Below are 12,619 nucleotides of genomic sequence, written 5' to 3'. Positions count from 1 at the left end.
GGGAGAGGGGACGTAATCTCCCTCTCCCTTAGGGAGAGGGCCGGGGTGAGGGGGATGTCCGCACCAGCCCCGGGGCCTGCCACATCGACGTCGTCAGCCCGCTGTCCACCAGCCCGAGCTGGTCCGCGTACACTGCCTGCCATTTCTGCATCATGCCGTCGTACAGCTCGCGGTGCTGCGGGTTCGGCGTGAACTCGCGGCTCCACTTCACCAGCCGCTCGCCCGTCGAGGCCATATCGGCAAACAGCCCCGCGCCCGCGCCGGCGGCAATCGCGCAGCCGAGCGCCGTTGCCTCTTTCACTTCCGGCACGCGCACCGGCAGCCCGGTGACGTCGCTTAAAATCTGACTCCACAGGGCGCCCTTAGCCCCGCCGCCCGCAAACACCAGGCTTTCAAACGTCACGCCGGAGAAGCGCGAAATCTGCGCCAGGTTGCAGGCCGAGACAATCGCCGCGTTCTCCTCCAGGGCGCGGAATAGCGTCGCTTTGTTGCACTTTTCCGGGTCGATGGAGAGGTTAATAAACGACGGCGCGGCGTGGTACCACTGCTTGAAATGCATCGCGTCGGAGAAGATCGGCATCACCCCGTGGGAGCCCGCCGGCACGCGGCTCGCCATCTCTTCCAGCAGGGAATAGGTGTCCATCCCCATCCGCTCGGCAATCAGCTTTTCCTCGGCGCAGAATGCGTCGCGGAACCAGCGCATGGTCAGCCCGGTGAAGAAGCTGATCGACTCCGCCTGCGCCATACCGGGAATAACGTGTGGGTTCACGCGGATGTTCATGTCGGGGTCGGTGCGCACCTGCGGCAGATTGACCACCTGCTGCCAGAAGGTACCGCCCAGTACCGCTGTCTGGCCCGCGCGGACCACGCCCAGCCCCAGACAGCCCAACTGCACGTCGCCGCCGCCCATCACCACCGGCGTGCCTTCGCGCAGACCGCTCTGCTGCGCGGCCTCTTTGGTAATCGCGCCCAGCACGGTGCCGGTCTCTTTCACCGGGGAGAGGATATCGGCGCGCAGCCCGGCCATGTCGAGCAGCGCCGGACGCCAGTCGCGGGAGAAGAGATCCAGCATGCCGGTGGTGCCCGCGTTAGACGGGTCGACCGCCAGCTCGCCGGAGAGCTTCGCCGCCAGCCAGTCGCTGATCATGGTGATGGTCGCGGCCTTGCGGTAAATATCCGGGCGATGGTGCGCCAGCCACAGCAGGCGCGGCATGGCGCTCAGCGCCAGCGTCTGGCCGGAAACCTCATACACCTCGGATTCAAAACGATCGTCGTGGATCTCTTTGAGTTCGGCCACCTCGCGGCTGGCGCGGGCGTCGACGTTGGCGCAGGCCCAGATGGCCTCGCCGTTGCGGTCATACAGCACGATCCCTTCGCGCATGGAGCAGCAGGCGACAGACTTAATATCCGCCGCGCTCAGGCGCGCACGTTCCAGCGCCTGATGAATGCACCGGCAGGCCAGCAGCCAGTTGGTCTCGAGGTCGAACTCCATCGATCCCGGCACGTTCTCCACGCTCAGGTGCTTCCACTCGGCCTGGCCGACGGCAATCTGGTTGCCCTGTAAATCGAAAATAACGGCGCGAACGCTGCCTGTCCCTGCATCTAACGCTAAAAGGTAACTCATGAGCTTGCCTCGTTGTTAGCGCAGGGCCTGCCCGTTACGTCAGGGCCAGCACCGCGCGGGCTGTCGTCTCCTCCGTCACCAGGCCATTGATACGGCGACCCTTCAGTGCGGCATAAATCGCATCGGCTTTCTCTTCTCCTCCGGCCACGCCAACGATGGTGGGCAGCTGCGCCAGTTCATCGAGCGTGACGCCCAGCAGTTCTTTGTGGATCTCCAGCTCCTCAACGCACTCGCCTTCGGCATTGAGGAAATAGCCGAGAATGTCGCCGACCGCGCCTTTGCGGGCATACATCAGCTGTTCACCTTCGCTGATATAGCCGGATCGCAGTATCGTGGCGTCACGGCGCTGGTTCACTGAACCAATGCCGACCACCGCGACGTCGGCGGCGGTCGCGGCGAGGATCACGTCCCGCACGCTGGTCTCGCGTTTTAAGATCCCGGCAACCTCTGCGGATGACACGCGAAGCGGGGCGGGGATCATGCTGACGCTGCAGGCCGCGTCCAGCTGGCCGATACCGGTCATATACGGCCCGACGCCGCCGGAGAGCGTCACCAGGCGGATCTGCTGCGAGCTGATAAAGCCGCTCAGGTGCTGCAGGCAGCTCATGGTGGTTTCACCAAACCCCACTGCTAACAGCTGGCCGGGCTCCAGTACGCCCATAAGCGACTGCGCCGCGCCAATGCCCAGCCGCACGTTCATCGGCGGTGTATTTAACGCGGGCATCACGCGCACCAGCTTCAGGCCAAAGCGCTGCTGTAGCTCGGTCTCCAGCGCCAGGGAGCCCTCGTAGCGGGAGTTAATCTGCACGCGGATCACCCCTGACTGACGGCCTTTTTCCAGCAGGCGGGAGATCTTCAGGCGCGGCAGCCCGAGCCGCTCGCCGATGTCGTTCTGGGTTAATCCGTCGTGGTAGTAGCACCAGGCCACGCGCGCCACGAGTTCCTCTTCCGCCAGTGCCAGCCCGGCAAACCGTCCTTCTTCCGCAGTGCGTTTATCGCTCATAGTTGAACTCTTATAAAAATTTAGATCATATGTTCGTGATGGCGCGAAGGGAAAGTGTGAGCCACGCGACAAAACGGATCTTTTCGATCGTTTCTGCTTTATCTGTATCTCAATCGATAAAACTGTGATCCCTGCACGGTTGTAAATATAGTTCACCGTCTACGCTTTTGAACATTATTAAATCTAAAAATCATTTGTTCAATATCGGAGCGATGATGACACCACTTCTCGACGCGCGGAATATTAGCAAGCAGTTCTCAGGCGTGCCGGTCTTGAAAGGCATAGATTTCACGCTGCTTGCGGGCCAGGTGCACGCCCTGATGGGCGGAAACGGCGCGGGAAAATCGACGCTGATGAAGATCATCGCCGGGGTGGAAACGCCGGACAGCGGTGAACTTTCTGTCGAGGGGCAGTCATATGCGCGGCTCACGCCCGCTCAGGCGCACAGGTTAGGCATTTATCTGGTGCCGCAGGAGCCGCTGCTGTTCCCCAACCTGACGGTGCGGGAAAATATCCTGTTCCGCCTGCCGCGCGAACGCGATCGGGAAAAACGGCTGGCGGAGAAGCTCCAGCAGCTGCAGTGTCAGCTTAACCTCGACGCCGCCGCCAGCACCCTGGAGGTGGCGGATCAGCAGATGGTGGAGATCCTGCGCGGTCTGATGCGCAACGCGAGGATCCTGATCCTCGACGAACCCACGGCCTCCCTCACGCCCGGCGAAACCGAGCGGCTGTTCCGCCAGATCCGCGCCCTGCAGGCGCTCGGCGTCGGGATTGTCTTTATCTCGCACAAGCTGCCGGAAATTCGCATGCTTTCGAGCCATGTCTCGGTGATGCGCGACGGCGCGGTGGTGCTGAGCGGCGAAACCGCGCAGTTTGACGACAGCGCCCTGATCGCCGCCATGACGCCGGTGAGCCGGGAGAAATCCCTGAGCGATACGCAAAAGCTGTGGCTGGCGCTGCCGGGCAACCGCCGCACCCAGCCGCAGGATTTCCCGGTGCTGCGCGTTGACGATCTCACCGGGGAAGGGTTTATCGATCTCAGCCTTGAGATCTACGCCGGAGAGATCGTCGGCCTGGCCGGGCTGGTGGGATCCGGGCGCACCGAGTTTGCGGAAACGCTCTACGGCCTGCGGCCGGTACGCGGTGGGCGCGTCTGGCTGGAAAACCAGGAGATCACCGGCGATCCGGTAAGTTCACGCCTGGAAAAAGGGCTGGTCTACCTGCCGGAAGACAGGCAGGTGTCCGGCCTGTTCCTCGACGCGCCGATCCGCTGGAACACGGTGGCGCTGAACGAGCCGTCGCTCTGGCAGCAGCGCAAGCGGGAGTCTGCGGTGGTGGAGCGCTATCACCGGGCGCTGGGGATCAAGCTCAACCATGCGGATCAAACCGTGCGCACGCTCTCCGGCGGCAACCAGCAGAAGGTACTGCTGGCGCGCTGTCTGGAGGCCAACCCCTTATTACTGATCGTCGATGAACCGACGCGCGGGGTGGACGTCTCGGCGCGCGCCGACATCTATCAGCTGCTTAAAAGCGTGGCGGCGCAGAACGTGGCGGTGCTGATGATCTCAAGCGATCTCGACGAGTTCCCGGGGCTCGCGGACCGCGTGCTGGTGATGCACCAGGGCGTGCTCAGCGGCGAGCTGTCGCGCCACGCCGTCAGCCTCGACAGGATGATGGCGCTGGCGTTTGGAGGGCAATCATGAAGACCTTACTCAAAAACCGCGAGTTGAGCGCGTTTCTCGCCATTCTGGCGCTGTTCGCCGTGCTGGTGGCGCTGAACCCGTCATACTTCAGCCTGCAGACGCTGGGGATGATCTTCGCCAGCTCGCAAATCCTGATCCTGCTGGCCATCGGCGCGGCGCTGGTAATGCTGACCCGCAATATCGACGTGTCCGTCGGCTCCATCGTCGGGCTGTCCGCCATCGCCGTCGGCGTGGCGCTGAACAGCGGCTACAGCCTTTCGGTTTCCATTCTCTTCGCGCTGTCTATTGGCGCTTTGGCCGGGGCGTTCAACGGGTTTCTGGTGGTGGGGCTGCGCATCCCGGCGATTGTCGCCACCCTCGGCACGCTAGGGCTGTACCGCGGAGCGATGCTGCTCTGGACCGGCGGAAAGTGGATTGAGGGGCTGCCGCCCGGGCTGAAATCCCTCTCTGAGCCTGCCGCCATCGGCATTTCGCCGCTCGGCATGCTGGTGTTGATTATCGCCGTCGTGGGCGCATGGACGCTGTCGCGCACCGCGTTCGGGCGTGATTTCTACGCGGTGGGGGATAACCTCGCCGCCGCGCGCCAGCTGGGCGTGGCGGTGAACCGCACCCGCATGATCGCCTTTACCCTGAACGGCATGCTGGCGGCCTGCGCCGGGATCGTCTTTGCCGCGCAGATTGGTTTTGTGCCCAACCAGACCGGCAGCGGGCTGGAGATGAAGGCCATCGCCGCCTGCGTGCTCGGGGGGATTTCGCTGCTGGGCGGCACGGGCACGCTGGTTGGCGCGCTGCTCGGGGCCTTCTTCCTGACCCAAATTGACACCGTGCTGGTGCTGTTCAGGCTCCCGGCGTGGTGGAACGACTTTATCGCCGGGCTGGTGCTGCTGGGAGTTTTGGTGCTCGACGGGCGCCTGCGCCAGGCGCTGGCACGCCATCAGCGGGCGCTGAAGTACGGCCGCTTCCAGCCGGGTAACAAAGGGGGAAAGCACGTCACCCCGTTTCCCAAACGCAAAAAAGAGGTGGCGTAAATGAGGCTTAACTGGGAAAGCGCGCTGCTGATTTTGCTGGTGCTGGAGATCCTGCTCTTTGGCGCCATCAACCCGCGCATGCTCGACATCAACATGCTGCTGTTCAGCACCAGCGACTTCATCTGCATCGGCATTGTGGCGCTGCCGCTCACGCTGGTGATCGTCAGCGGCGGGATCGACATCTCCCTCGGCTCGACCATCGGCCTGTGCGCCATCGCGCTGGGCGTGATGATGCAGGCGGGGTGGCCGATGGCGGTCGCCGTTCCGCTGACGCTGCTGCTCGGCCTGCTGTGCGGATTACTTAATGCCGCGCTGATTCACTACACCGGCATCAGCCCGCTGGTGATCACCCTCGGCACGCTCTACCTCTACGGCGGCGGCGCGCTGCTGCTCTCCGGCATGGCGGGCGCGACGGGCTATGAGGGCATCGGCGGCTTCCCGGACAGCTTCACGGCGTTCGCTAACCTCACGGTGCTGGGTCTGCCGATCCCGCTGGTGCTGTTCGCGGTGATTACCGTTTTCTTCTGGCTGATTACCCACCGCGGGCGCTTTGGCCGTCACCTGTTTTTGATCGGGCAAAACCCGCGCGCGGCGCGCTATGCGGCGCTGTCGGTGAACGGCATGCCCTACGCGCTGTACGGGCTGGTGGGCGTGGCCTCGGCGATTGCCGCGCTGGTGATGGTCTCCTATTTCGGCTCCGCGCGTTCGGATCTGGGGCGCGATTTGCTGATGCCTGCGCTCACCGCCGCCGTGCTGGGCGGGGCCAATATCTACGGTGGGTCAGGTTCGGTTGTCGGTACGGCGCTGGCGGCGCTGCTGGTGGGCTACCTGCAGCAGGGTTTACAGATGGTCGGCATCCCTAACCAGGTGTCGAGCGCGCTGTCAGGGGCGCTGCTGGTTGTGGTGGTGATGGGACGTTCGCTGAGTCTGCACCGCGAGTGGGTGCGTTCTCTCTTTAGAAAACTATCCGGAGCGTAAGATGAAAACAAAACTGATAGTCCTGGCAATGGCCCTCAGCTTCGCCTCGGCGCAGGCGGCGGACCGCATTGCCTTTATCCCGAAGCTGGTGGGCGTGGGGTTCTTCACCAGCGGCGGCAACGGCGCGAAAGAGGCGGGGAAAGATCTCGGCGTGGACGTGACCTACGACGGCCCGACCGAGCCGAGCGTCTCCGGCCAGGTGCAGCTCATCAATAACTTCGTCAACCAGGGCTATAACGCCATCATCGTCTCCGCCGTGTCGCCGGATGGGTTGTGTCCGGCGCTGAAGCGCGCGATGCAGCGCGGCGTCAAGGTTCTGACCTGGGATTCGGACACCAAACCGGAGTGCCGCAGCATCTACATCAACCAGGGGACGCCGGAACAGCTGGGCGGCCTGCTGGTTGAGATGGCGGGCAAGCAGGTCACCAAACCGAACGCTAAAGTGGCGTTCTTCTACTCAAGCCCGACCGTCACCGATCAGAACCAGTGGGTGAAAGAGGCGAAGGCCAAAATCGAGAAAGATCATCCGCAGTGGCAGATCGTGACGACCCAGTTTGGCTATAACGACGCCACCAAATCCCTGCAGACTGCCGAAGGGATCTTAAAAGCGTATCCGGATCTGGATGCGATCATCGCCCCGGACGCCAACGCGCTGCCGGCGGCGGCGCAGGCGGCGGAAAACCTGAAGCGGGAAGGGGTGGCGATTGTTGGCTTCAGCACACCGAACGTCATGCGACCGTACGTTGAGCGCGGCACGGTGAAAGCCTTTGGCCTGTGGGACGTGGTGCAACAGGGCAAAATTGCGGTCAATGTCGCCGATCGCCTGCTGAAAAAAGGCGATCTTAACGTCGGCGACAGCGTGGACGTAAAAAATATCGGCGCGCTGAAGGTCGAACCGAACAGCGTGCAGGGCTACCAGTATGAGGCGAAGGGCAACGGCATCGTGCTGCTGCCGGAGCGGGTGGTGTTCACCAAAGAGAACATCAGCAAATACGATTTCTGACGGGGGAGCAAATGGCTGATTTAGACGACATCAAAGACGGCAAGGATTTTGGCATCGGCACGCCGCAGAAGAATGTGCCTTACACCCTGAAGGGCTGCGGCTCGCTGGACTGGGGCATGCAGTCCCGCCTGGCGCGCATCTTCAACCCGCAGAGCAACCGCACGGTGATGCTGGCCTTTGACCATGGCTACTTTCAGGGGCCGACCACCGGCCTTGAGCGCATCGATCTCTCCATCGCGCCGCTGTTTGGCGAAACCGACGTGCTGATGTGCACCCGCGGCATCCTCAGGAGCCAGGTGCCAGCCGCGACGAACAAACCGGTGGTGCTGCGCGCCTCCGGCGGTAACTCGATTCTGGGCGAGCTGTCGAACGAGTGCGTGGCGGTGGCGATGGAAGATGCGCTGCGCCTGAATGTCTGCGCGGTGGCGGCGCAGGTGTATATCGGCAGCGAGTTTGAGCATCAGTCGATCAACAACATCATCAAGCTTGTCGATGCGGGCGCGCGCTACGGCATGCCGACGCTGGCGGTGACGGGCGTCGGTAAAGAGATGGCGCGGGACGCGCGCTATTTCTCGCTGGCCAGCCGCATCGCCGCCGAAATGGGGGCGCAGTTCGTCAAAACCTACTACGTGGACGAGGGCTTTGAAAAAGTGACCGCCAGCTGCCCGGTGCCGATTGTGATCGCCGGGGGCAAGAAGCTGCCGGAGCACGAGGCGCTGGAGATGTGCTGGCGGGCGATCGACCAGGGCGCGTCCGGCGTGGACATGGGGCGTAATATCTTCCAGTCCAGCGCGCCGCTAGCCATGCTGAAGGCGGTGAAAAAAGTGGTTCACGAGAACTGGAACGCCCGCGATGCGTTCCAGTTCTGGCAGGAAGAGAAACAGGGAGAAGCAAAATGAACGTGACGCTGGTTGAGATCAACATCAAGCCCGAGCGGGTGGACGAATTTCTGGAGGTGTTTCGCGCCAACCACGAGGGGGCAATCCAGGAGCCGGGAAACCTGCGCTTTGACGTATTGCAGGACCCGAGGGTGAAGACCCGGTTCTTTATCTACGAAGCCTATAAAGACGAAGAGGCGGTGCTGGCGCACAAGCAAACCCCGCACTACCTGGCGTGCGTGGATAAGCTTGAGGAGCTGATGTCGGAGCCGCGCAAGAAACGCAGTTTTGTGGGGCTGTTGCCGGAGTAACAGGCGTTATAAAGGTTTTGTAGGCCGGGTAAGCGCTAGCGCCACCCGGCGTTGTTCAGGCCAGCACCAGATCCGCAAGTATCGCAGCAAGCGCTTCGCGCGGCTCACCCTGAATAGCCTGAAGGGGGAAGGGTAGCGCGGGCGTTTCCACTTTCCCCAGCATTTCTGCCGCTGCCGCTACCACCCGCAAACTACCATAATGGCGGAACAGCGCCCAAAGCGGCTCCAGCCGCTCGGATTGTGCCGACTCTTTCGAACGGGCAATCGCCAGCGCTGTTTGCGGAAACAACCCGCCGACCACCGAGTACCAGACGTCAAACCCGGCCTGCAGGGCGGAGGCCGCTCGCCAGTCACCGGCGATGCCCAGCGTGACGGTATCCGGAAGACGAGCGCGTACCTGCGACAGGTCCTCCGGCACGCGGCCAAGCTTTATGGACCCTATATTCGGCAGGGCCGCGGCGGCAAATAACAGTTCATCGCTAAACGAAAAACCAGTCGTGGCGGGATTATCGTAAATGCACAGCGGTACGGAGATCTGGCGGGTCACCGTCTCATAGAGATGAAACACTTCGTCTTCCGTTAATCGCTGGTACGACACGGGTGCCAGCAGTACGCCGGAGACTCCTGCCGATTGCGCGTCGTCAGCCAGACGCAGAATATCGTCCAGCCGCAATGCGCCGATGCTGACGATGACCGGAATGTCATCAGCATGCGCCACCGCGCAGCGTGCGATCCGACCGCGCTTTTCAACGGTCAGATAGGCGTAACTTCCCGTTGAGCCCAAAATGCCCAGTGAATCCACGCCAGCGTCGACCACGGGGCGCAGAAGATTGATGAAGGAGTGCTCGTCAAACGTCCCCTCTTTCAGGGGGGTTAACGGAAAAGCGCTTAACCCGTGAAACATCGTGATGTCCTCCTACAGCGTCAGCAGCTGAACCCGAGCCGTGGCTCCCGGCATCAGCCGCTGCAGGTTGTTGACCAGCTCTTCTCCTGCCTCTTCCAGTGCCGCAAGCGGCATTGACGGCAGGCTTTCAAGAATAAACCACATAGATTGTGCCTGGCTGTCCAGACGGGAACGGACTCCCTGTCGCCAGTTCCAGCGGCGGCAGGTGACGCCGAGGTCGTCTCGCCAGATAACCTCGCCAGCATCCGGGTATTCCACCATCGGCTCTCCCTCCTTAAAGGTATCAAACGGCTCGCTGCCGTCTGCCAGCGTCAGGCGCGGCGCACCCGAGTACGCCGCGAGATTTTCCCCACCCACCGGAATGGCATAGCGAATGCTTACCGCGTTATAGATATCCACCACCGGGTCCAGCGACGGCAGCGAACCGTCTTTCAGTACCCGCTTGCGCAGGGCGGAGGCCGAGCAGGGCGTGCGTTTCGGTTTCGCGCCGAAGGCTTTAAACACCTCATCCCAGTCTGAAAGATGTGCATCAGCCCACGGCACATCATCATTCAACATCTGCTGGCAGGCCTGCGCCAGCGCGGCGGGCGCAACCTCCGGGTGGGTAATCGGCGCAGCTTCAACCAGAATGCTCAGCGCCCGAAAGCCCGGGGCAATCCCGGCAAGACGCGAATCTATTGACGGCGTAACGAGAGACATAAATAATCCTGTATTGACTGTTTTATACCATGGTAGTGACCAATGACTGTTAAAGTCAATATAATGACTGATTCGGGTGCCGACGTTGCCCAGGTAAGCCTGGCCGTGGCGAACCGCATCCGCAACTGGCGTAAAGAGAAAAAGCTGTCGTTGGACGAGCTGTCCCGCCGGGCCAGCGTCAGTAAAGGCATGCTGGTGGAGATCGAAAAGGGCGCAGCCAACCCCAGTATCGCCATCTTGTGCAAGCTGGCCGCCGCGCTCGGCATCTCCGTAGCGGATATCGTCAACGTCTCCAGCGAGCCGCTGGTGCATGTTATCGAAGAGTCCGCGATTCCGGTGCTGTGGCAGGGCGCACAGGGTGGACGCGCCAGACTGCTGGCGGGAACGGCAGGCCCGGATATGATTGAGCTATGGCAGTGGGAGATGCAGCCGGGAGAGCGCTTTACCTCTCCGGGGCACCCGGCGGGAACCTTTGAGCTGCTGCACGTGAACGAAGGCGTTTTAACGCTGACGGTGGACGAGACGGTGACGCAGGTTGCTGCAGGCGAATCGGCGGTGGCGAAAACGGAAGCTGCGCACGGTTATGCCAATGGAGGAAAAAACGTTCTGCGCTTTACCATGACGGTGGCGGAGTTCCACCGCTAAAAAACCCGGGCCTGCAACTGCCTGCAGGCCCGGTGATTTTTTACGCCTCTTCCACACTTATTCGCAGCGCTGCCAGCGCTTTACGCGCCGCTTTCAGCACCTGCTCGCACTGCTCAATCGTCAGCGTCAGCGGCGGTTCAATGCGGATGGTTTTCGAGTTGTTGAGCGTGCCGGCCACCAGCACCCGCTGGCGGAACATCTCGCTCGCGAAGCTATAGCCGGTTTCGTTATCGACAAACTCAATCGCCATCAGCATCCCTTTGCCACGCGCGTCCTGCACCAGGTCCGGATACTCCCGGCCTAGCTGACGGAAGCCGTCCAGCAGCATGTCGCCTTTCTGCTCCGCCTGCGCGGGCAGGTTTTGCTCCAGCAGCACGTTGATGGTCGCCAGCGCGGCCGCACAGGCCAGCGGGTTACCGCCAAAGGTGGTGGTATGCAGGAACGGGTTGTCGAACAGCACCGAGAAGACCTCTTCAGTCGCAACCGTCGCACCAATCGGCATCACGCCGCCGCCGAGCGCCTTCGCCAGGCACAGGATGTCCGGCTGAACGTTTTCGTGCTCGCAGGCAAACATTTTGCCAGTGCGCCCCATCCCGGTCTGGACTTCGTCGAGGATCAGCAGCGCGCCAAACTCATCGCACAGCTGACGCACGGCGGGCAGATAGCCCTGCGGAGGGAGGATTACGCCGCCTTCACCCTGAATCGGCTCCAGGATCACCGCGGCCACGTCATCGCCGGTTTTACGGCATTCGCTCAGCACGGTGCGCATGGCGTTGATGTCGCCAAACGGCACGTGGCGGAAGCCCGGCAGCAGCGGCATAAACGGTTTGCGGAAGGTGGATTTGGCGGTAGCAGACAGTGCGCCCAGAGATTTACCGTGGAACGCGCCGCTGGTGGCGATAAAGGTGAATTTCCCGCGCGGCGACTGGTACGCTTTGGCGAGTTTAATCGCCGCTTCGACCGATTCCGTGCCGCTGTTGCTAAAGAAGCTGTACTTCAGTTTGCCGGGCGTTAAGGCCGCCAGCGTTTTCGCGAGCATGGCGCGAAGCGGGTCGAGCAGTTCCTGGCTATGGAGAGGTTGTTTCGCAAGTTGATTCTGTACGGCGGAAACCACAACTGGATTACGGTGCCCCACGTTGAAGATACCAAAACCACCCAGGCAATCGATAAACTCCTGTCCCTGGGTGTCGACAAGCGTGTTAAGACTCCCCGCTTGCCACTCTACGGCTCCGTAATCCCCGCCGGCGGTAACAGATTTGCGATACTCCAGAAAACCTGGATTGACGTGCTCTTTAAAGTAATCGATGACCTCTCGGTTAAGTTGTTTCATCTCCTCATGATCGAGCGTTCGCTTCTCAATGAGATTCAGTGCGTGCGCGGTACAGGCAAGAGCCGAGGCGCTGGAAGGTAACCTGTTCAAAATGTGCTCCCGGGGATCGCGTATCACATGATACTGGTTTAAGTATTGCAGGGATTACGCCACTTCAGATGACTTAACGAAAATCGGGATAAACGCCAGGTTAAAATAATGTTGCACAATATTTAATCATGCCGGAGCAACCGAAACGGGATTTAGCGGTACAGGACAGAAAGGATAAATGAGGGCGGAAAACCGCATCTGCACTAAAGAAGTGCATTCGCTGCAACTTAAGTGGGCATTAACTGGTCATGCTTTACAGGTAATTTCTTTGCGAAAGTATTTGAAATCAATGAATTATAAAATCGCACAAAAAGTATGGTTTAAGTCAAATCTGCGATCTTCATCAAGTTTAACAACTAAAGATAAATTGTTTACCGCCGAAAAAACATTGACCCACAAAATTAACATTCAAATAACCTGCAA

At 61.1% G+C, this 12,619-nt stretch carries 12 protein-coding genes; 7 read left to right on the top strand and 5 right to left on the bottom strand.

What is annotated here, in order from left to right; translation table 11 throughout:
• Positions 1–28: 28 nt before the first annotated feature.
• Both lsrK and lsrR read right to left on the bottom strand, forming a co-directional pair.
• Positions 29–1,624, bottom strand: a complete 1,596-nt coding sequence (lsrK, locus tag WM95_RS22510) for an autoinducer-2 kinase (RefSeq protein ID WP_045354008.1) — start codon at positions 1,622–1,624, stop codon at positions 29–31.
• Between the two features lie 34 nt (positions 1,625–1,658).
• Complete coding sequence (lsrR, locus tag WM95_RS22505) at positions 1,659–2,627, bottom strand: transcriptional regulator LsrR (RefSeq protein WP_063409583.1); 969 nt, start codon at positions 2,625–2,627, stop codon at positions 1,659–1,661.
• A gap of 215 nt (positions 2,628–2,842) precedes the next feature.
• Between lsrR and lsrA the strand changes: the two genes are divergently transcribed.
• Genes lsrA through lsrG form a run of 6 tightly spaced genes read left to right on the top strand, consistent with a single transcriptional unit; the run spans position 2,843 to position 8,528 of the window.
• Positions 2,843–4,330 (top strand): autoinducer 2 ABC transporter ATP-binding protein LsrA, encoded by a 1,488-nt coding sequence (lsrA, locus tag WM95_RS22500; RefSeq protein ID WP_063409590.1) that lies wholly within the window; start codon positions 2,843–2,845, stop codon positions 4,328–4,330.
• Positions 4,327–5,358 carry an autoinducer 2 ABC transporter permease LsrC gene (lsrC, locus tag WM95_RS22495; RefSeq protein WP_063409584.1) on the top strand — a complete coding sequence of 344 codons (1,032 nt, stop codon included), beginning with the start codon at positions 4,327–4,329 and terminating at the stop codon, positions 5,356–5,358. Before lsrA ends, lsrC begins: the two co-directional genes overlap by 4 nt.
• Positions 5,359–6,336 (top strand): autoinducer 2 ABC transporter permease LsrD, encoded by a 978-nt coding sequence (gene lsrD, locus WM95_RS22490; protein WP_045353999.1) that lies wholly within the window; start codon positions 5,359–5,361, stop codon positions 6,334–6,336.
• Position 6,337: 1 nt separating this feature from the next.
• Positions 6,338–7,339, top strand: a complete 1,002-nt coding sequence (gene lsrB / locus WM95_RS22485) for an autoinducer 2 ABC transporter substrate-binding protein LsrB (RefSeq protein WP_063409585.1) — start codon at positions 6,338–6,340, stop codon at positions 7,337–7,339.
• Positions 7,340–7,350: 11 nt separating this feature from the next.
• Positions 7,351–8,238 carry a 3-hydroxy-5-phosphonooxypentane-2,4-dione thiolase gene (gene lsrF / locus WM95_RS22480; protein WP_045353994.1) on the top strand — a complete coding sequence of 296 codons (888 nt, stop codon included), beginning with the start codon at positions 7,351–7,353 and terminating at the stop codon, positions 8,236–8,238.
• The gene (lsrG, locus tag WM95_RS22475; protein ID WP_008503162.1) at positions 8,235–8,528 is read left to right on the top strand and encodes a (4S)-4-hydroxy-5-phosphonooxypentane-2,3-dione isomerase; all 294 of its coding nucleotides are present in this window, start codon (positions 8,235–8,237) and stop codon (positions 8,526–8,528) included. The genes lsrF and lsrG overlap by 4 nt, the downstream gene beginning before the upstream one ends.
• A gap of 55 nt (positions 8,529–8,583) precedes the next feature.
• Here lsrG and WM95_RS22470 read toward each other — a convergent pair whose 3' ends face one another.
• The gene (locus WM95_RS22470) at positions 8,584–9,432 is read right to left on the bottom strand and encodes a dihydrodipicolinate synthase family protein (RefSeq protein ID WP_059446171.1); all 849 of its coding nucleotides are present in this window, start codon (positions 9,430–9,432) and stop codon (positions 8,584–8,586) included.
• A gap of 12 nt (positions 9,433–9,444) precedes the next feature.
• The gene (locus WM95_RS22465) at positions 9,445–10,131 is read right to left on the bottom strand and encodes a B3/B4 domain-containing protein (RefSeq protein WP_063409586.1); all 687 of its coding nucleotides are present in this window, start codon (positions 10,129–10,131) and stop codon (positions 9,445–9,447) included.
• 42 nt (positions 10,132–10,173) lie between these two features.
• Between WM95_RS22465 and WM95_RS22460 the strand changes: the two genes are divergently transcribed.
• Complete coding sequence (locus tag WM95_RS22460) at positions 10,174–10,776, top strand: helix-turn-helix domain-containing protein (protein WP_063409587.1); 603 nt, start codon at positions 10,174–10,176, stop codon at positions 10,774–10,776.
• A gap of 40 nt (positions 10,777–10,816) precedes the next feature.
• On the opposite strand, the gene ygjG is transcribed toward WM95_RS22460, so the two are convergent.
• On the bottom strand, positions 10,817–12,196 hold the full coding sequence (gene ygjG / locus WM95_RS22455) for a putrescine aminotransferase (protein WP_023309267.1): 1,380 nt from the start codon (positions 12,194–12,196) through the stop codon (positions 10,817–10,819).
• Positions 12,197–12,619 lie beyond the last annotated feature (423 nt).

This window comes from Enterobacter cloacae complex sp. ECNIH7 (assembly GCF_002208095.1).
Taxonomy (GTDB): domain Bacteria; phylum Pseudomonadota; class Gammaproteobacteria; order Enterobacterales; family Enterobacteriaceae; genus Enterobacter; species Enterobacter cloacae_M.
The sequence above is the reverse complement of the archived record's forward strand: the minus strand, read 5'-3'. Positions and strand labels throughout refer to the sequence as shown.

What these genes read in the sequence shown, in the direction of transcription:
- lsrK (WP_045354008.1), bottom strand. Translation starts at nt 1,624, where the DNA reads ATGAGTTACCTTTTAGCGTTAGATGCAGGGACAGGCAGCGTTCGCGCC.
- lsrR (WP_063409583.1), bottom strand. Translation starts at nt 2,627, where the DNA reads ATGAGCGATAAACGCACTGCGGAAGAAGGACGGTTTGCCGGGCTGGCA.
- lsrA (WP_063409590.1), top strand. Translation starts at nt 2,843, where the DNA reads ATGACACCACTTCTCGACGCGCGGAATATTAGCAAGCAGTTCTCAGGC.
- lsrC (WP_063409584.1), top strand. Translation starts at nt 4,327, where the DNA reads ATGAAGACCTTACTCAAAAACCGCGAGTTGAGCGCGTTTCTCGCCATT.
- lsrD (WP_045353999.1), top strand. Translation starts at nt 5,359, where the DNA reads ATGAGGCTTAACTGGGAAAGCGCGCTGCTGATTTTGCTGGTGCTGGAG.
- lsrB (WP_063409585.1), top strand. Translation starts at nt 6,338, where the DNA reads ATGAAAACAAAACTGATAGTCCTGGCAATGGCCCTCAGCTTCGCCTCG.
- lsrF (WP_045353994.1), top strand. Translation starts at nt 7,351, where the DNA reads ATGGCTGATTTAGACGACATCAAAGACGGCAAGGATTTTGGCATCGGC.
- lsrG (WP_008503162.1), top strand. Translation starts at nt 8,235, where the DNA reads ATGAACGTGACGCTGGTTGAGATCAACATCAAGCCCGAGCGGGTGGAC.
- WM95_RS22470 (WP_059446171.1), bottom strand. Translation starts at nt 9,432, where the DNA reads ATGTTTCACGGGTTAAGCGCTTTTCCGTTAACCCCCCTGAAAGAGGGG.
- WM95_RS22465 (WP_063409586.1), bottom strand. Translation starts at nt 10,131, where the DNA reads ATGTCTCTCGTTACGCCGTCAATAGATTCGCGTCTTGCCGGGATTGCC.
- WM95_RS22460 (WP_063409587.1), top strand. Translation starts at nt 10,174, where the DNA reads ATGACTGTTAAAGTCAATATAATGACTGATTCGGGTGCCGACGTTGCC.